This is a genomic window from Kitasatospora sp. NPDC003701, assembly GCF_053587085.1.
Map to the genome: position 1 here is coordinate 33,436 of NZ_JBSFNM010000009.1, position 18,120 is coordinate 51,555.

General features: G+C 76.0%; 15 protein-coding genes. 12 read left to right on the forward strand and 3 right to left on the reverse strand.

Annotated elements, in window-relative coordinates; all coding sequences use genetic code 11:
- Positions 1-42 precede the first annotated feature (42 nt).
- Positions 43-876: a hypothetical protein gene (locus ACWDRR_RS11140; RefSeq protein WP_449772052.1), complete on the reverse strand. Its 834-nt coding sequence runs from the start codon at positions 874-876 to the stop codon at positions 43-45.
- Between the two features lie 257 nt (positions 877-1,133).
- Here ACWDRR_RS11140 and ACWDRR_RS11145 point away from each other — a divergent pair, with 257 nt between their 5' ends.
- The 9 genes from ACWDRR_RS11145 (at position 1,134) to ACWDRR_RS11185 (ending at position 13,121) form a co-directional block, all read left to right on the forward strand.
- Entirely contained in the window at positions 1,134-1,574 is a 441-nt protein-coding gene (locus ACWDRR_RS11145; RefSeq protein WP_449771900.1) for a hypothetical protein, read from the forward strand.
- Positions 1,575-1,742: 168 nt separating this feature from the next.
- Positions 1,743-4,637, forward strand: a complete 2,895-nt coding sequence (locus tag ACWDRR_RS11150) for a toxin glutamine deamidase domain-containing protein (RefSeq protein WP_449771901.1) — start codon at positions 1,743-1,745, stop codon at positions 4,635-4,637.
- Positions 4,638-4,725: 88 nt separating this feature from the next.
- On the forward strand, positions 4,726-6,030 hold the full coding sequence (locus ACWDRR_RS11155) for an SUKH-4 family immunity protein (protein ID WP_449771902.1): 1,305 nt from the start codon (positions 4,726-4,728) through the stop codon (positions 6,028-6,030).
- A 225-nt stretch (positions 6,031-6,255) separates the two neighbouring features.
- A complete protein-coding gene (locus ACWDRR_RS11160) occupies positions 6,256-7,116 on the forward strand; it encodes a glycerophosphodiester phosphodiesterase (RefSeq protein WP_449771903.1) in 861 nt (286 codons plus the stop codon).
- 107 nt (positions 7,117-7,223) lie between these two features.
- A complete protein-coding gene (locus ACWDRR_RS11165) occupies positions 7,224-8,189 on the forward strand; it encodes a Ppx/GppA phosphatase family protein (protein ID WP_449771904.1) in 966 nt (321 codons plus the stop codon).
- Positions 8,190-8,933: 744 nt separating this feature from the next.
- Positions 8,934-9,737: a sugar phosphate isomerase/epimerase family protein gene (locus ACWDRR_RS11170; protein WP_449772053.1), complete on the forward strand. Its 804-nt coding sequence runs from the start codon at positions 8,934-8,936 to the stop codon at positions 9,735-9,737.
- Between the two features lie 39 nt (positions 9,738-9,776).
- Positions 9,777-10,547, forward strand: a complete 771-nt coding sequence (locus ACWDRR_RS11175) for a class I SAM-dependent methyltransferase (protein WP_449771905.1) — start codon at positions 9,777-9,779, stop codon at positions 10,545-10,547.
- A 118-nt stretch (positions 10,548-10,665) separates the two neighbouring features.
- Positions 10,666-12,510 carry a dihydroxy-acid dehydratase gene (ilvD, locus tag ACWDRR_RS11180; protein ID WP_449771906.1) on the forward strand — a complete coding sequence of 615 codons (1,845 nt, stop codon included), beginning with the start codon at positions 10,666-10,668 and terminating at the stop codon, positions 12,508-12,510.
- Positions 12,511-12,593: 83 nt separating this feature from the next.
- Complete coding sequence (locus ACWDRR_RS11185; protein ID WP_449771907.1) at positions 12,594-13,121, forward strand: hypothetical protein; 528 nt, start codon at positions 12,594-12,596, stop codon at positions 13,119-13,121.
- A 15-nt stretch (positions 13,122-13,136) separates the two neighbouring features.
- On the opposite strand, the gene ACWDRR_RS11190 is transcribed toward ACWDRR_RS11185, so the two are convergent.
- Together ACWDRR_RS11190 and ACWDRR_RS11195 are read right to left on the reverse strand one after the other, a co-directional pair.
- Entirely contained in the window at positions 13,137-14,480 is a 1,344-nt protein-coding gene (locus ACWDRR_RS11190; protein ID WP_449771908.1) for an SCO2583/SCO2584 N-terminal domain-containing protein, read from the reverse strand.
- Between the two features lie 133 nt (positions 14,481-14,613).
- A complete protein-coding gene (locus ACWDRR_RS11195; protein WP_449771909.1) occupies positions 14,614-15,063 on the reverse strand; it encodes a hypothetical protein in 450 nt (149 codons plus the stop codon).
- Between the two features lie 223 nt (positions 15,064-15,286).
- Here ACWDRR_RS11195 and proC point away from each other — a divergent pair, with 223 nt between their 5' ends.
- The 3 genes from proC (at position 15,287) to ACWDRR_RS11210 (ending at position 18,096) form a co-directional block, all read left to right on the forward strand.
- Positions 15,287-16,114 carry a pyrroline-5-carboxylate reductase gene (gene proC / locus ACWDRR_RS11200; RefSeq protein ID WP_449771910.1) on the forward strand — a complete coding sequence of 276 codons (828 nt, stop codon included), beginning with the start codon at positions 15,287-15,289 and terminating at the stop codon, positions 16,112-16,114.
- 22 nt (positions 16,115-16,136) lie between these two features.
- Positions 16,137-16,790, forward strand: a complete 654-nt coding sequence (locus ACWDRR_RS11205) for an HAD family hydrolase (RefSeq protein WP_449771911.1) — start codon at positions 16,137-16,139, stop codon at positions 16,788-16,790.
- A 100-nt stretch (positions 16,791-16,890) separates the two neighbouring features.
- Positions 16,891-18,096: an MFS transporter gene (locus ACWDRR_RS11210; protein ID WP_449771912.1), complete on the forward strand. Its 1,206-nt coding sequence runs from the start codon at positions 16,891-16,893 to the stop codon at positions 18,094-18,096.
- Positions 18,097-18,120: the final 24 nt, after the last annotated feature.

Here is an 18,120-nt window from a genome sequence, read left to right on the forward strand (position 1 = left end):
GCGACGGCGCCGGGGTGGCGCCGGCGCCGGAGCGGCGGCGGGCTACTTCTTGCCGGCCTTCTTCACCGGGTCGGCCGGGTGCGGCGCCACCTTGCGGTCGCCCTTGGTGGCGATCCGCTGCTCGCAGAGGCCGGCCAGCACCGCGTACCCGGCCTTGCCCATCAGCTCGGTGAGTTCGGGGCGGTAGCTGATGTAGACCGGGTCCGGACCGGTGTGCGCGTCCGGGCTGCCGGTGCACCACCAGTGCAGGTCGTGGCCGCCCGGGCCCCAGCCCCGGCGGTCGTACTCGCCGATGGTGACCTGGAGGTAGCGGGTGTCGTCCGGGCGGTCGATCCAGTCGTAGGTGCGGCGCACCGGGAGCTGCCAGCAGACGTCCGGCTTGGTCTCCAGCGGCTCCTTGCCCTCCTTGAGGGCGAGGGTGTGCAGGGCGCAGCCGGCGCCGCCGGGGAAGCCGGGGCTGTTGAGGAAGAGGCAGGCGCCGTCGACCCGGCGGGTCTGCCGGTCGCCGTCCTCGTCGAACATGGTGATGCCGCCGTCGAGCCTGATCCGCCCCTTGGCGTCGGTGCCGTGCGCGAAGTTCTCCCAGATCTCGGGCGTCAGCCGGGCCGCGTGGCCGGCCACGCGCTTCTCGTCGTCCTCGTCCGAGTAGTGCGCGCCGAGCGTGCAGCAGCCGTCCGACTCGCCCCGGCCCTCGCGGATGCCCTGGCAGCCGCGGCCGAAGATGCAGGTCCAGCGGGAGGTCAGCCAGGTGAGGTCGCAGCGGAAGACCTGCTCCTCGTCGTCGGGGTCGGCGAACTCGACCCAGGCCCGCGGGAAGTCGAGCCCGACCTCGGGGCGCGGGAAGTCGAGCGGGACCTCGGCGCGCAGGGTCGGCATCGCCAGGTCGACCGGGGTCGCGCCGGCCTTGGACTTCTTCTTGGACGTCTCTGCTGCTGCCACCCGGCAAGGGTAGAGCCTTCACGGCGGTGCGAACCGCCTGTGGCCGGGGCATTTGCGGTGATTTCACCGGGCGGCCGCCGCCGGAGCCGTCGTCGGGCGCGGTGAAGGCGGGGTGAAGAGGTCTTCGGCGCGCTGCGGCCCGGCCCGGCGGCACCCCTAGGATGGCGGCCGGTCCGCTACGGGGAGGTACGGGGATGGCCAGCGGCAGCAGCAGCGGCGACGCCGGAAGCGGCAGGTTCGCCATCAAGCCGTGGGAAGTGCACGGCGAGGGGCGGGAGTTCGAGAAGATCTCGGAGGACTTCGGGAAGGCCGCCGCCACCCTGGAGCAGTCGCTCACCGCGCTCGGCAGCCCGTGGGGGCTGGACAAGCCGGGCAGCGGGTTCGCCGCCGTCTACAAGGACGCGCGCGGCGGGCTGCTCGGCGGCCTGCGCGGTCTGGCCGGGCAGCTCGGGCAGGTCGGCTCCGGGCTGCACACCATGGCCGAGCGGACCGTCGACGCGGAGACGACGGCCGCCGCCGGCTTCGGCGGCACCGCGGCACCGGGCGGGCCCGGCGCCCCGGCACCGGGCGGGAGGCCCGGGAAACCGGCAACCCCGGTGGCCGCGGCGAGCGTCCCCAAGGACAGATCGGCCTGACGGCCCGGCCGCCCGCGCCGCCGGACCCGGCGGCGGGGTCCGCGCGGTGACGCCGCGGTCGGCGCGGGCGGCGCGCCGGATGCCGGGGCCCGCTCGCCGTCGTCCGCATGCCGAAGTCCGCATGCCGAAGTCCGTACGTCGAAGTCCGTACGTCGAAGGGGGAAGCGCATGTCCCGGAAGCTGCCCGAGGAGCTGGCACCGGTGCTGGCCAGGACCGGCCACCAGTGGCCGCAGGCCGACGAGGACGGGCTGCGCAGGGCGGCCGGCCTCTGGCGCGAGTTCGGCACCGAGGCCGAGCGGCTCGGCAAGCGCGGCGGGGACTCCGCCAAGCGCGTCACCGAGGAGAACTCCGGCCGCGCGGTGGAGGCCTTCGGCGAGTACTGGCGGGCGTTCAGCGGCGGCGGTACGGGCCACCTGGACGACGCGCACGCCGCCACCGCCCTGGTGGCCGGCGCCTTCGACAAGGCCGCCCGGGCCGTCGACAGCTGCAAGGCCGACCTGGTGGCCACCCTCACCGAGCTGGCCGCCGAACTGAAGAAGGCCGAGGAGCAGGCCGCCGAGGCCAAGGCCGCCGCGACCGAGGTCGCCGCCGCCACCCGCAGCGACGGGGCGGCGCCCGGCGGGGTCTTCGGCGGGCTGCGGCAGGGCGTCGCCGCGGTGGCGGGCGGCGTGCGGAACGCCGCCACCGGGCAGGTCGCCGAGGCGATGGCGGCCATCGCCGTCGAGACCGCCGGGCTGAAGATCGGCGGCCTGCTGGACGAGCTCGGCCGGGCCATGAAGGACGCGCTGAACGGCACGCTCAAGGAGCCCGCCGTGGTCGCGCTGCTGCGCCTCGCGCCGGGCGGCGGCCCGGGCGTGCGTCCGGCGTCGTACCCCGGCGGCGTCTTCGACCCGGTCGCCGCCGGGCTGCCCGCGGCGCTCGGCGAGCCGGGCGTGCTGGGGGCGGACGGCGCCGGCCTGGCCGTGGTGCTCGGCCCGGACGGCAAGCCCGTGGTCGGGGTGCCGGGGCTGACGGTCAAGCTCGACGAGGCCGGCCGGCCGGTGCTGGACGAGCACGGCGACCCGGTCATCGTCCGGGCCGACGGCACACCGGTGGCGGACGCCGACGGGCTGGTCGTCGTCCGGGGCCCGGACGGCAAGCCCCTGGTCGGGGTCGAGGACCTCGCGGTGAAGCTGGACGAGCAGGGGCGGCCGGTGCTCGGCAAGGACGGGCTGCCGGTGCTGACCGACAAGGACGGCAAGGAGGTCCGCGGCGTACCGCTGACCGACCTCGCGGCGGGCGCCGGCCGGAACGGCCACGGGCTGGACGGCAAGCCGGGCGGTCCGCTCGCCGACGGTCCGGGCGCCGTGCTGCCGGGGACGCCCGGGGCGCCCGGTGTGCCCGGGGCCGGTACCCCCGGGGTCGGGCCGGACAGCGTGGTCGTGATGGCCGGGCCGGACTCCGGCGGACACCCCGGTGCGGGCGGTCCGGCGGGGCGCCCGGACGCGGACGGCGGCGGCGCGGGGCCGGTGCGGACCGGTTCGGCGGGCGGCGGTGACGGGGACCGGACGCCGTCCGGACGCCCGGACGGCGCGGGCCGTCCGGCGGGCGCGGCCGCCCCGGCGCACGACAACGGCGGCGGTGGCGGCTCGGCCGGCTACGGCGGCCCGGCGGACGGCGACTACCACCTGCCGCCCGCGCACCCCGGCGGTGGCGGCGGCGAGCCCGTGACCGTGCGGACCGACTCGGTGCTCGCCCCGCCCGCACCGTCGGCCCCCGCCGCGCCCGCGCACCACGCGACGGTGCCCGACGGCCCGACCGGCGGCGGATCCGCCCAGGGCAACCCGTACGGCAGCTCCTACGGGAGCCCGTTCACCGTGCCGGTGGGCGCCGGGCCGACCGGCCCCGGCCCGCTCGCGGGCCCGCCCGGCAGCGCCTACGGCGGTCCGGTGGCGGTCGGGCACGGTCCGGCGCCGTTCGGCAGCGGGGTGGGCGCCGGGCCCGCCGGAGGTGGCGCCGGGCCCGTCGGCCCGGTCGCCGTCCCCGGCCCGGGCACCCCGGCGGCCGGTGCGCCGGGCACCCCGGGCGCGCCGGGTGCGCCCGGCAGCGCCGCCCCCGGACAGCAGGCCCCGGCCGAGGCCCGGCCGGGCGCCGGTGCGGGCCTCGGCGCGGGCGGGCCACGGGCGGCCACCGGCACCCCGCACCCCGTCACCGCACCCGTCCCGCTGCCCGTCGCGCCGCCGTCGGCCCCGCCGGTCGCCGGTCCCGGCAGCGGCCGCCCCGAATCCCACCCGGACGACCACCGGCGCCGCCCCGACGGCCCCCCGGCCGAGCGCGAGAACGGCCTCGCCTGGGCCGCCGTCCCGGTCGCCACCGCGCACGCCATGGCGCTCCAGCTCGCCCGGCGCGCCCTGCGCGGCAGCGCCCCCGAGGAGCACCTCGTCCGGCTGCGGACCATCGCGGACAGCCGCCCGTACGGCCTGCCCGGCGGGCTGGCCCCGGTCGACCCCGAGCACCAGCGCGAGGTCGAACGCCGGACCCCCCGGGACGCCGACGGCCTGCCCGTGCGCCACCCCGACCCGGCGGCCGGCGGCTGGGCGGAGGTCGTCAACGCCGACGGCCCGCACGCGCCGGGCCGGGCCAACAACAGCCTGGAGATCGCGCTCTCCGCCGTCGACACCTTCACCGGCCGCCCGACCTGCGCCGCGCCCCGCATCCCCACCGAGGGCGACGCCGGGGAGCGCGGCGGCCGCGACCGCGCCGAGCGCGAGCTCGGCGCCCCGTTCCGCGACCTCGGCGACGGCGGGCCGGCCTTCGGCCGCCTGGCCGGCGAACTGCGGCGGGCCGGCCACGGCTCCCAGGCCGTGCTGCTCACCCTGGACGGCTTCGGCCGCCCGCACGCCTGGAACGCCGTCAACCACCGGGACACCGTGACCTACCTGGACCACCAGGTCGGCCGCCGGGGGGACGACCCGCTGCACGACGCCGCCCGCGGCCTCTGGGCCATCGCCCTCGACCCGGACGGGCGGCCGCTCGACCTCGCCGCCCGCCGCCCCGAGCCCGCCGCGAGCGGCGCCCGGTGACACCCCGCCCGCCCGCGCGGCCCGCCGCCGCGCCCTCCACCGCCGGCCCGCCCCGCCGCGCCCGCGCCCATGCAAGGAGCACCACCCCGTGACCACCCGCGCCCAGGCGATCGAGGCCGCCCACCGCTGGATCAACGGCGAGCTGCCGAGGGCCTCGGCCGACGGCTCGACCGGGAGCCGGCGGGTGCACTCGCACGAGTTCGACCTCGGGTGGGTGGTCTGGGCGGAGCCCTCGCCGGTGGGGGTGGACCCGCTGACGGGGGAGCGGCGCGCGCCCGAGGAGGTGGGGGCGGCCTGCGCCGTGGTGGACCGGGCGACCGGGCGGTTCACCGTCTGGCCGTCCGTGCCGGTGGACGAAGTGACCGTGCTCTACCGGGACTTCCTCGGCGCCGGCGCCCACGACCCCGCCCTGCCGCCGGCCACCGGGCGGGGCACCCGGGCCGAGCTGAGCTACCGCGACGACCTCGGCGAGGTGCGGTCGCTGGCGCTGCGCTCGGCGCCCGGTCTGCCGCACCCGGCGCTGCGCGGCTGGTGGTGGCTGCGCGAGCGGGGCGTCCGGGCGGAGGACGTGCTGGCCGTCCGCACCGATCTGCGGCTGAGCGCGCTGCCCGGCGGGTACTGGGCGTACGCGCTGGCCGCCGAGCTGCCGGGCGCCCGGGTGGACGCCGACCTGCCGTACGGGCCGCGCTTCGACCACCGGGCGGCGGCCGTCCGCGCGCTGCCGGTCGAGCCGGGCGACCCGGCCCGCAACCGGGTGCCCTTCCCGCGCGCCGTCCCGGCCCCGGCCGCCGAGCCGGACGGGGAGCTGCCGGCCCTGCTGGTGGAGCGCTTCGGCACCGGCGGCGTCCAGCGCTTCGACCCGGCCGACGTCGCCCGGGCCGACCTGCCGGAGGCCACCGCCCGGGTGCTGCTGGCGGCCGGCGTACCGGTCGCGGTCGAGGGGTTCTTCGCGCTGCACCACCCGCGGCCGGACGCCATCGCCGACGGCACCCGGCCCGGTACGGTGCTGCCGCCGCTCGCCGCCCACCTGGCGGAGACCGGCCGCGGCACCCGGGTCGCCGAGCGGGAGCGCCTGGCGCTGGCCCCGCAACTGCTGCTCGGCACCGACGGCTGGGCGCTGATCACCCTGGACACCGCCTGCGGCGCCGTCCGCGCCGTCGACCCGGACTACGCCACGGCCCGGCACTGCAACGCCGGGCCGGAGGCCTTCGTCCGCAGCCTGGCCCTGTTCGCCCGGTGGCTGCCGGGCCTGCCGGGGCTCGACCAGCGGGCCGCCGGCGCCGCCGTCGCCGAGCTGCAGCGCGGCCTGGCGGCGCTCGACCCGACGGTCTTCGACGACCCGGAGAACTGGTGGGCCGTCATCGTCGAGCAACTGTGGGACGGTCTGCTGTGACGGCGGGCCGGCCGCGCGCGGCGGGCGTCCGGGTGACCCGCGGTGCGCCGCGGCCGGGACGCGCCGGGCGGCGGGGGCACGCTGAGGGGAACCGACGCCACGGTCGGGTTGGCGGATCAGTGCGGTGATCCTTCACCGCCCCGTCGACGATTTCCCGGGCGCCCGCACCCTGCCGGGCGCCCCCCGTGCCCTCCCGGCGTCCGAACCAGAGCTGGAGCCCGAGCCGTGACCGCCTCGCCCCGCGCCGCCCGCGCCGCCGCCCTCGCCGCCCTCGCGGTCCTGGCCGCCGGCTGCGCCTCCGCACCCGGACTCCGCGCCGACCCGGTCGCGGCCCAGCGGGTCTGCGCCGCACCGACGGTGATCGGCCACCGGGGCTCGCCGCTGGACGCCCCCGAGAACACCATGGCCTCCTTCGAGAAGGCCCTGGCGCAGGGCGCCGACTGGCTGGAGACCGACGTCCAGACCAGCCGGGACGGCGTCCCGGTGCTGATGCACGACGCCACCGTGGACCGCACCACCGACGGCAAGGGCGCCGTCGCCGACCTGACCGCCGCTCAGCTCGCGGCCCTGCGGGTGACCGTCGGCCCCGGGCCGGCCGAACCCGTGCCGACGCTGGACCAGTTGCTGAAGCGGCTCGCCGGCAGCGGCGTCACGCTGCTGATGGAGATCAAGTGGCAGCGCGCCGAGGACGTCGCCCGGATCGCCCGGGCCGCGGCCGGCAGCGGCGCCCGGGTCTTCCTCTACTCGTTCTCCGCCGAGCACCTGCGCCAGGCCCACGCGGCCGCCCCCGCCCTGCCGGTCGTCCTCATCCAGGGCGCCTCGCTCGCCGACGACCCCGGTGACCTGCCGCTGTACGGCGTCGCGCTGGACGCGACCTTGGCCACCGCCGCCCGGATCACCGCCGAGCGCTCGGCCGGCCGCGAGGTCTACGTCTGGACGCTGGACGACGAGGAGTCCTGGCAGCTGATGACCGACCGGGCGGCCGACGGCCTGATCACCGACGCCCCGGGCCGGGCCCGCCGCTGGGCCGACGCCGCCTGCCGCCCCGCCCGCCCGGCCGCTCCGGACACCGTCCGCGGGGACTGAGCCGCCGGCGGTCCGGTCCGACCCGCCGGACCAGCGGGAATCCGGGCCGGCACGAATACCGACGCGCCAGGTCTGCCGCGAGGCGGGATCGCGTAGCGTGGAGAGTTATGCGACTCGGTGTTCTCGACGTAGGTTCCAACACGGTCCACTTCCTCGTGGTGGACGCCCACCCCGGGGCCGCCCCGGTGCCCGCCTACTCCCACAAGGCCGAACTGCGGCTCGCCGAACTCCTCGACGACCGGGGCGCGATAAGCGAGCCCGGTGTGGCGAAGCTGGTCGGCATGGTCGCCTCCTCGCTGCGGGTCGCCGAGGACAAGGGCGTGCTCGACATCCTGCCGTTCGCCACCTCCGCCGTCCGGGAGGCCGCCAACGGCGAGGAGGTGCTGCGCCGGGTCGCCGCGGAGACGGGCGTCGAACTGCGGGTGCTCTCCGGGCAGGACGAGGCGCGGCTCACCTTCCTCGCCGTCCGCCGCTGGTTCGGCTGGTCCTCCGGGCGGCTGCTCAACCTGGACATCGGCGGCGGCTCGCTGGAGATCGCCTGCGGCCTGGACGAGCAGCCCGACGTCGCCTGCTCGCTGCCGCTCGGCGCCGGCCGGCTCACCGGCCGCTGGCTGCCCGGGGACGTGGCCGACCCGGACGGCCTGCGCGAGCTCAGACGCCACATCCGGGCCGAGATGGCCACCGTCGTCGGCGAGATCGCCCGGCTCGGCACCCCCGACCACGCGGTCGCCACCTCCAAGACCTTCAAGCAGCTGGCCCGGATGACCGGCGCGGCCCCCGCCGACGCCGGCCCGTACGCCGACCGCCGGCTCACCCGCAGCAACCTCTCCGCCTGGCTGCCCCGGCTCTCCGCGATGACCGTCGCCGAACGGGCGCAGATCCCCGGCGTCTCCGAGGGGCGCGCCAAGCAGCTGCTGGCCGGCGCCCTGGTCGCCGACGCCGCGATGGACCTCTTCGGCCTGGACGAGCTCGACGTCTGTCCGTGGGCGCTGCGCGAGGGCATCATCCTGCGCCGGCTGGACACCATGGACGGCGCGGTCGACCGCCGCCGACCGGCGGCTCTCGCCACCTGAGGCGCGACCGGCCGGACCGGACCCGACCGCCCCGGGGCGCTCCGGCCCGGGCGCGACCGGCCGGACCGGACCCGAGGGCGGTCCGGCCGCACCGGGAGGGCCGCTCCCCGTTCCGGGCGCGGTCCGCTTACGCTGTCTCCCGTGGCGCAACCAGCGGGCGAGGACGGGACGCAGGAGGGCCGCGCTCCCGGGGACGGGCAGCCGCGGCCGGACGCCCCGCGCGGCACGGACCGCCCGCCCGCCGTCGCCGGTGACGAGACGGCCGAGGCCACCGGGACGGGTCGCGCCCGCAAGCTCGGCAAGGCCGTCAAGGGTGTGAAGAGCGCCAAGGCGGCCGAGGCGGTCAAGGCGGCGACCGCCGCGAAGGCCCCCCGGACGGCCCGGAACACCACCGGCGGCGCGGTGAGGAAAGCCGCGAAGAAGGTCGCGAAGAAGGCCGCGAAGAAGGCAGAGAAGACTCCCGGGAAGACGGCCGCGAGGACGGCGGAGAAGCCGGCGGGGAAGCCGGTGGGGAAGAAGGCCGCCGGGAAGGCCCCCACCAGCGGGAGCACCGCCGGGAGCACGACCGGCCGGCGCACCGCCGCCGGGGCGGCGCCCCGCGAGACCCGGACGGCCCGCGCGGCCGGCGCCGCCAAGGCCGCGGTCCAGTCGGTGAAGTCCGTCAAGGCCGCCCGGCAGGCCGCCGCCCGCCCGGCCCCGCTGCTGCGCACCACCGACCGCCTGGTCCTGCCCCCGCACCCCGGCCTGCACATCCCCGACACCAAGGTCGCCCTCTCCACGGCCTCGGTCTACCCGGCCAACACCGCGATCGCCTTCGAGCTGGCCGAGCGGCTCGGCTACGACGGCGTGGAGGTGATGGTCTGGAACGACCCGGTCAGCCAGGACATCGAGGCGCTGCGCCGGCTCTCCGACGCCCACCGGATGCCGATCCTGGCCGTGCACGCGCCCTGCCTGCTGATCACCCAGCGGGTCTGGACCAGCGACCCGTGGACCAAGCTCGTCCGGGCCCGCGCGGCGGCCGAGAAGCTCGGCGCGAGCGCCGTCGTCGTCCACCCGCCGTTCCGCTGGCAGCGCCAGTACGCGCGCGAGTTCGTCGAGGGCATCAACCGGATGGCGGGCGAGACCGACGTCCGCTTCGCGGTCGAGAACATGTACCCCTGGCGCTACCGGGACCGCGAGATGCTGGCCTACGCGCCCGGCTGGGACGTCACCGAGGAGGAGTACCGGCACTTCACCATCGACCTCTCGCACGCCGCGACCTCCCGGATCGACGCCCTCGCCATGGTCGACCGGATGGGCGACCGGCTCGCCCACATCCACCTGGCCGACGGCAGCGGCTCCGGCAAGGACGAGCACCTGATCCCGGGCCGGGGCAAGCAGCCCTGCGCCGAACTGCTGGAGCACCTCGCCCGGACCGGCTTCGACGGCCACGTGGTGCTGGAGGTCAACACCCGGCGCTCCGCGTCCCCCGCCGAACGCGAGGCCGATCTCGCCGAGGCGCTCGCCTTCACCCGTCTTCACCTGGCCACTCCCGCCCGCGTACGCTGATCTTGTACCGAGCGTGATCTGCCGTACCGAGGGGGAGAGATGAAGGACTACCGGGAGCTCGCAGGATCGTTCGGCGGGGTGGCCGCGGAGTACGACCGGGCCCGTCCCTCCTACCCCGACGAGCTCTTCGACGAGCTGGAGCGGCTGGCCGGCCGCACCCTCAAGGGCGCCCGGGTGCTGGACGTCGGCGCCGGCACCGGCATCGCCACCCGGCTGCTGGCCGCCCGCGGCGCGGACGTCGTCGCCGTCGAGCCCACCCCCGGCATGGGCGCCCAGTTCCTGGCCTCCTCGCCGGGCCTGCCGCTGGTCAGGGGCACCGGCGACGAGCTGCCCTTCCACGACCGCTCGGCCGACTTCGTCACCTACGCCCAGGCCTTCCACTGGACCCGTCCCGAGCGGTCCGTCCCCGAGGCGATGCGCGTGCTGCGCCCCGGCGGCGCGCTCGCCACCTGGTGGAACGTGAAGGACAGCAGCGTCGGCTGGGTGCGCGCGATGGGTGAGCGGCTCGCGGCCGCGCTGGCGGACGGCTGCCACGGCTACGGCGCGGTCAACGAGATCACCGGCCACCTCGCCCCCTACGACCTGCGCACCGGCACCGCCGTGCTGCGCTGGGAGCGCCGGGTCACCGTCGACCACGTGATCACCGACCTCACCTCCCGGTCGTACTTCGCCGCGCTCACCCCCGAGGAGCGGGCGCCGCTGCTGGCCGTCGAGCGCGAGGCGCTGCTGGCCGAGTTCCCGGACGGCTGGGTGATCGAGCCCTACGTGCTGGACCTCACCGTCGCGATCACCCCGGGCGGCGCGGCCTGACCGCATGGCGGACGCGGTGTCCGCCCGCCGGACGGCGGGCGTAGTCTCGGAAGACACAGCGTCCGCCGCACCCTCCCTACCGGCGGCGCCGCCACAGCCTCCGAAGGAGTGGAGCACAGTGCCCGAGCTGAAGTCCCGTACGGTCACCCACGGTCGCAACATGGCAGGCGCCCGGGCGCTTCTCCGGGCCGCCGGCGTAGCCCGCGAGGACTTCGGCAAGCCGATCATCGCGGTCGCCAACTCCTTCACCGAGTTCGTCCCCGGGCACACCCACCTCCAGCCGGTCGGCCGGATCGTCTCCGAGGCGATCCAGGCGGCCGGCGGCATCCCGCGCGAGTTCAACACCATCGCGGTGGACGACGGCATCGCGATGGGCCACGCGGGCATGCTCTACTCCCTCCCCTCGCGCGACCTGATCGCCGACTCGGTCGAGTACATGGTCAACGCGCACTGCGCGGACGCGCTGATCTGCATCTCCAACTGCGACAAGATCACCCCCGGCATGCTGATGGCCGCCCTGCGCCTCAACATCCCCACCGTGTTCGTCTCCGGCGGCCCGATGGAGGCCGGCCAGGCCGTGCTGGTGGACGGCACCGTCCGCAAGCTCGACCTGGTCAACGCGATCTCCGACGCCGTCAACGAGAACGTCTCGGACGAGGACATCGCGATCATCGAGGAGAACGCCTGTCCGACCTGCGGGTCCTGCTCGGGCATGTTCACCGCCAACTCGATGAACTGCCTCACCGAGGCGATCGGCCTCTCGCTGCCCGCCAACGGCTCGGTGCTCGCCACCCACACCGCCCGCAAGGCCCTCTACGAGGACGCCGGCCGGAACATCGTGGAGATCACCAAGCGGTACTACCACCAGGACGACGACTCGGTCCTGCCGCGCAACATCGCCACCCGCGCCGCGTTCGAGAACGCGATGGCGCTGGACATCGCGATGGGCGGCTCCACCAACACGATCCTGCACCTGCTGGCCGCCGCCCAGGAGGCCGAGGTGGACTTCGACATGCGGGCCATCGACGCCATCTCGCGCCGTGTCCCGTGCCTGTCCAAGGTCGCGCCCAACGGCAAGTACTACATGGAGGACGTCCACCGGGCCGGCGGCGTCCCCGCCATCCTCGGTGAGCTCTACCGCGGCGGGCTGCTGAACGAGGACGTGCACACCGTGCACTCCGACTCGCTCGCCGAGTGGCTGAAGACCTGGGACATCCGGGGCGGCTCCCCGTCCCCCGAGGCCGTCGAGCTGTTTCACGCGGCCCCCGGCTGCGTCCGCTCCGCGACCGCCTTCTCGCAGTCCGAGCGCTGGGACACCCTGGACACCGACGCCGCCGGCGGCTGCATCCGCAGCGTCGAGCACGCCTACTCGGTCGAGGGCGGGCTGGCGGTGCTCTACGGCAACCTGGCCGAGGACGGCTGCATCGTGAAGACGGCCGGCGTCGACGAGTCGATCTGGACCTTCAGCGGACCCGCCGTGGTGCTGGAGTCCCAGGAGGACGCGGTCGACGCGATCCTCACCAAGCGGGTCAAGGAGGGCGACGTCGTCGTCATCCGCTACGAGGGCCCCAAGGGCGGCCCCGGCATGCAGGAGATGCTCTACCCGACCTCGTTCCTCAAGGGCCGGGGCCTCGGCAAGGCCTGCGCCCTGATCACCGACGGCCGCTTCTCCGGCGGCACCTCGGGCCTCTCGATCGGCCACGCCTCCCCGGAGGCCGCCTCCGGCGGCACGATCGCCCTGGTCGAGGACGGCGACATCATCGCCATCGACATCCCCGGCCGGACGATCTCGCTCGAGGTCTCCTTCGAGGAGCTGCACGAGCGCCGGCTGAAGCTGGAGTCCGAGGGCGGCTACCGCCCGAAGAACCGCGTCCGCGAGGTCAGCCAGGCGCTGCGCGCCTACGCCGCGATGGCCACCTCCGCCGACAAGGGCGCCGTCCGGGACGTCTCCAAGCTCGGCTGACACCCCCGCGCACCACGAGGAGCCGTCCCGCCCGGTGGGACGGCTCCTCCGCGTTCGGGCGTCGCCGGGTGATAATCGGCCGTGTGACCGAGGACCCCACCCCCGCCCCCAAGCCCGCCGGCGCCCCCGAGCCGGAACCGATCCGCTGGTTCGGCACCAGCTGGGTCGGCCGCGGCACCGACTACCGGCTGCGCCGGGTCGTGGTGCCGATCGGCGCCCTGCTCGCGGCCGCGGCCGGGGCGTTCGTGCTGCGCTTCGCCGTCGAGGGGGTCCGGCTCTCCGACAACGGCGGCTTCGTCAACGGCCTGCTGGTCGCCGCCGTGGCGATCTGCTCCTGCCTGGCCGGGCTGCGCAACTGGAAGCTGCTCAGCGAGGGCAAGGACCGGCTGACCGGCTGGATGGCCGAGGACAAGTCGCTCGGCGTGGTCTGGATCATCGGCGGGGTCGGCGCGCTGTTCGCCTACTTCCTGCGGGGCCTGGTCGAGGCGCCCGGCGAGGCCGTCAAGCGCGCCCGGTACGAGCGGGCCACCGCCCAGTACGGGCGGCGCCAGGCCGGTCGCACCGGCCGGCCCGACGCCAGGGCGCCGGGCCGGGGCAAGCGCAGGCGCTGAGCCGCCGCGGGGCGGTCAGCTGCGGCTGACCGTGCCGCACTCCTCGGAGTCCGTCAGGCCCTTGGAGCGGTCGTACGGGTCGGTGGTCGGCCCGCTCTGCTCCGGGTTCGGCCGGGCGAACTGGTCGAACTGCGGGTGGTAGTAGCCGTCGTAGACGTCGCAGGCGGAGTTGCCGGACTCCGAGCTGCGCTTGCCGAAGTTGATCTTCTTCGGGCTGTTCTGGTACCTGGCCGGGTCGTAGAAGCGGAAGTCGTCGATCCTGCGCACCACGGTGCGGGTGGTCCAGGTGTCCCCGGGGGCGTCGGCCACCGGCACCACCAGGCCCACCGGCTTGGCCGTCCCGTCCTTGGGCGCCGGCGCGGCCGACTTCGGCGGGGCGCTCGCCGCCGGGGGCCGGGTGAAGGCCCGCTGAGCGGCCTCCGGGCCCGGGCGCAGGGCGTAGACGTAGGTGAAGTCGGTGTGCACCACGACGCCCCGCTCCCCGTCCCCCTCGACGCTGATCCGGCCCTGGAGCTTGACCGTGTCGGTGACCTGGATCGCCTCGCGCGGATCGAAGCGGCTGAACGAGGTGAGCGGGTCGTCCTTCTCCGACGGGTGGGCCAGCGCGGCCTCCAGGCGGTCCCTGGTCTCCCGCTCCAGCATCGCGAGCGCGGTGTCCGGCCGCCCGCCGGCGATCACCTTCGGGTCCAGGTTGGCGGCCGCCAGGTACTCCTTGACCAGCTTGACCTGGGCGGCGACCTGCTCGGCGCCGAACACCCCGATCGCGCCCGGGGCCTGCGGCAGGTCGAAGGCGTCCATCGTGGTCGGCCAGCCCTCGGCGGGGGAGCCGGCCCACGGGTGGTCGACGGTCGGCTGCTTCTCGTCGACCGGCGGCGGGGCGGTGGTCGGACGGGCCGTCTCCGGGGCGACCGGCGCGGCGGAGTGCGTGCCGCCGGGCCCGTCGGCGCCGTCGCCGAACCGCGTGGAGTACCAGGAGCGCAGGCCGTCGATGTTGAGCGCGGCGAGCAGCACCGCGACGGTCAGGACGACGTACAGCGGCGTGCGCCACTCGGGCCGGCGGCGCGGGCGGGAGTTGCCCCAGGGGTCGACCGGCTTCGGCTTGCGGCCGAACCGCCCGGCCTTCTTCGGGCCGTCGTTCACCGACCGCCGCCCGCCCGGGTCGACCGGCGGGGTGTGCTGCCACCGGGCGCTGAGCATCCGGGTGCGGCCCGACTGCTCCTTCACGGCGGCGCCGCGAACGAACTCCTCGTCCAGGACGAGGTCGGCGAACGGGTCCTTCCCGTCCGCGCCGGACGGGTCCGCCCCGTCCGGGGCCCGGTCCTCGGACGGGCGCGGTTCTGGATCTTCGGCTATCGGCATCGCGCCAGTATGCCGACGGGGTGTGACGTTTCATTGATCGGGGGCACACCGCGTGATGAACTCGTGTGCGATGTGCGGCGATCAGCCCTTTTTGTCCGGAGGGACGGGCCGTCATCCCCTCGCGGACGGGCCGTCACCCCTTGCCGCGCGCCTGCTTCACCGAGCCGACCACGCCCGCGACGGCCAGCAGGATGCCGGCCGGCAGCAGCGAGAGGAAGAACGCGCCGAACAGGCCCGCGTCGCCGAGGATCGTCTGCGCCAGCATGTTCAGCACCAGCAGCCCGCCCGCCGCCGGCAGCGCCGACCTCCACGGGTGCGCGTCCGCCCACCGGCGCAGCCGCCGGTCGGCGGTGTCCCTGCGCAGTTGGCCGCCCACCGTGCCGACCAGGAAGAAGAAGAACAGGGCCCAGCCGGCCGGACCGGCCAGCATGCTCAGCGACCAGTCGCCGGTGATCGCGTCGATCCCCAGGGCGGTCGCCCCCACCACCGCACCGACTCCCGCGGCCGTCCGCCACGGTCCCACCGTCGCGGCGGCGACGGCGGCTTGCCGGTTCTCACGTCGGGACATCTCTCCGTGTGCCATGCCTCCACGGTGCGCCCGCGCACAGCCCGGGGCCATAGGGGAGAACCCCGAGTTTCTCCCTAGGGCCCGCCGCTCTCCCGTCGCCCGTCCCGTCGCCCGTCCCGCCGCCGGCCCGCCTCGGCCGACGACCGGCCGGTCCGGGGCCTTCCGCAGGGTGGACGCTCCCGCTGCGGGCGGGGGAGCGGTGCGAGGATGGCGGCAGGAACGGATGCAAGGAGCGGGCATGGGCAGCGGCGCGGCGCACGGGCAGAAGATCGCCTTCCTCGGGACGGGCAAGATCGGGGAGGCCCTGCTCTCCGGTCTGCTGCGGGCCGGGAAGGACCCGGCGGACGTCCTGGTGACCGCCCGCCGGCCGGAGCGGGCCGCCGAACTGGCCGCGAAGTACGGCGTCGGCGTGGTGGGCAACCACGAGGCCGCCAAGCTCGCCGACACCCTGATCCTCGCGGTGAAGCCGCAGGACATGGGCACCCTGCTGGACGAACTGGCCCCGCACGTGGGCGCGGACCGGCTGGTGATCTCGGCCGCGGCCGGCATCCCCACCGCGTGGTTCGAGGCACGGCTGGCGGCCGGCACCCCGGTGGTCCGGGTGATGCCCAACACGCCCGTCCTGGTGGACGAGGGCATGAGCGTGATCTCCGGCGGCTCGCACGCCACCGAGGCGCACCTGGAGCGGGCCGAGGAGATCTTCCGCTCGGTCGGCAAGGCGCTGCGGCTGCCCGAGTCCCAGCAGGACGCGGCGACCGCGCTCTCCGGCTCGGGCCCGGCCTACTTCTACTTCCTGGTCGAGGCGATGACGGACGCCGGCATCCTGCTCGGCCTGCCCCGGCACGTGGCGCACGACCTGATCGTGCAGTCGGCGATCGGCGCCTCGGTGATGCTGCGGGACTCCGGCGAGCACCCGGTGAAGCTGCGCGAGGCGGTCACCTCGCCGGCCGGCACCACCATCGCGGCCATCCGCGAGCTGGAGAACCACGGGGTGCGGGCCGCGCTGCTGGGCGCCCTGGAGGCGGCCCGGGACCGCTCGCGGGAGCTGGCCTCCGGCGGCAAGTAGGCCGCCCAGTAGGCTCGACCGCATGGCCTACGACCTGGTGATCTTCGACAACGACGGCGTGCTGGTGGACAGCGAGCCGCTCTCCAACCGGCTGCTCGCCGAGTACCTGACCGAACTCGGCTACCCGACCACGATCGAGGACTCCTACCGGGACTTCATGGGCACCGCGGCCCACCGGATCCACGACGTGATCGCCGAGCGGTACGACGGCGCCAGGCTGCCGGAGGGCTTCGACGAGCTGTTCCACGCCCGGGTGTTCGCCGCGTTCGGGGCCGAACTCACCGCCGTGCGGGGCGCGGAGACGCTGCTGAAGGAGCTCGGGCAGCGCTCCGTGCCGTTCTGCCTGGCCTCCTCGGCGCACCACGAGTGGATCCGCACCGCCCTCGACGTCACCGGTCTGCGCGGGTACTTCGCCGAGGAGCGGATCTTCAGCGCCCAGGACGTCGGCATCGGCAAGCCCGCCCCCGACCTCTTCCTGCACGCCGCCCGCACCCTGGGCGTCGACCCGGCCCGCTGCCTGGTGCTGGAGGACAGCGTCAACGGCGTGCTGGCCGCCCGGGCCGCCGGGATGGACGTGTACGGCTACACCGCGCTCACCGACCCGGCGAAGCTGACGGCCGCGGGTGCCACCGGCCTGATCGGGGACCTCGCCGAGGCCGTCGCGCTGATCGGCTAGGCCCGGCCGGAGCTTCCCCGCTGCGCACCCCCTCCCCAAAAGCCGCGCCACCCCCTACGCTCTCGCCAACATCGTCGTACCGGCCAGTAGCGGGGTGTGCGTGAAGATCGGGACAGCGCCGGGCACCGGGGCACCGCCACGGCTGCGGGCGGCCAGGGCCGCGCTCGCCGCGGGCTTCCTGCTCCAGGGCGTCACCTTCGCGCTGCTGGTCACCTGCATCCCCGAGATCCAGGACCGGTACGGGCTGAGCGACGCGCTGCTGCCGGTCTTCCTGGCCGCCGTGCCGATCCTGGCCGGGGTGGGGTCGATCGTCTCCGAGCAGCTGGTGCGGCGGACCGGCGCGCGGGCGGTGCTGCGGGTCGTCCAGCCCGCCGTCTGCCTCAGCCTGGCGGGCGCCGGGTTCGGCCGCACGCTCTGGCAACTCGCCCTCGCGCTCGGCGCGTTCGGCCTGCTGGTCGGGGCGCTGGACGCCAGTATGAACATGCTCGGGGTCGGTCTGCAGCGCCGCTACGGCCGCTCGATCATGCTCGGTTTCCACGCCGCGTTCAGCCTCGGCGGCATCCTCGGCACGGTCGTCACCGGCCTCGGTTCGCACTACCACCTCGGCCTGCCGGTGCTGTTCGGGACGGCCGCCGCGGTGATCGCCCCGCTCGCGGTGCTGGCCGGCCGCTGGTTCGCCGGGCCCGCCGAACTCGGCGACGCCGTCCGGGAGGCCGCCGAGGCCGCGGCCCGGGCCGTCCCGTGGCGGCCGCTGCTGCCGCTCTGCCTGGCGATGGCCTTCGCGTACATCGCGGACGCCTCGGTCTCCAACTACAGCGTCAAGTACCTCACCGACGGGCTCGGCAGCCCCGAGGACGTCGCCAAGCTCTCCTACCTCGGCTACATGGTGGCGATGCTGCTCGGCCGTGCGCTGGGGGACCGCGCGGTGCAGCGCTGGGGCGCCGTCCCGGTGGTCCGCGGCGGCGCCGCGCTGGCCGCGCTGGGCTTCGCGATCGCGGCCGCGGCGCCCGCCGCCTGGGCCGGGATCGCCGGGTTCACCGTGCTGGGCTTCGGGATCTGCGCGATCATCCCGCAGGTCTTCGCGGCCGGCGGGCGGCTCTTCCCGGCGGACTCGGACGCCGCCGTGGCCCGGCTCAACCTCTTCAACTACGTGGGTTTCCTGATCGGTTCGCCGCTGGTGGGCGCGATCGCCGACGCGAGCTCGTACCGCTGGGCGCTGCTCGCCCCGATGCTCCTGGTGCTCGCCGTCCTCCCGTTGGCCGACCGCTTCGCCCCGGTCCCGGCGCTCGTCCCGGCGCGGGCCTGACGGCCGGCCTCACGGCGGACCCGG

Bases quoted from the DNA above. Each gene is read 5' to 3' on its own strand.
- ACWDRR_RS11140 (WP_449772052.1), bottom strand. From the start codon at position 876: ATGCCGACCCTGCGCGCCGAGGTCCCGCTCGACTTCCCGCGCCCCGAG.
- ACWDRR_RS11145 (WP_449771900.1), top strand. From the start codon at position 1,134: ATGGCCAGCGGCAGCAGCAGCGGCGACGCCGGAAGCGGCAGGTTCGCC.
- ACWDRR_RS11150 (WP_449771901.1), top strand. From the start codon at position 1,743: ATGTCCCGGAAGCTGCCCGAGGAGCTGGCACCGGTGCTGGCCAGGACC.
- ACWDRR_RS11165 (WP_449771904.1), top strand. From the start codon at position 7,224: ATGCGACTCGGTGTTCTCGACGTAGGTTCCAACACGGTCCACTTCCTC.
- ACWDRR_RS11175 (WP_449771905.1), top strand. From the start codon at position 9,777: ATGAAGGACTACCGGGAGCTCGCAGGATCGTTCGGCGGGGTGGCCGCG.
- ACWDRR_RS11190 (WP_449771908.1), bottom strand. From the start codon at position 14,480: ATGCCGATAGCCGAAGATCCAGAACCGCGCCCGTCCGAGGACCGGGCC.
- ACWDRR_RS11195 (WP_449771909.1), bottom strand. From the start codon at position 15,063: ATGGCACACGGAGAGATGTCCCGACGTGAGAACCGGCAAGCCGCCGTC.
- proC (WP_449771910.1), top strand. From the start codon at position 15,287: ATGGGCAGCGGCGCGGCGCACGGGCAGAAGATCGCCTTCCTCGGGACG.
- ACWDRR_RS11205 (WP_449771911.1), top strand. From the start codon at position 16,137: ATGGCCTACGACCTGGTGATCTTCGACAACGACGGCGTGCTGGTGGAC.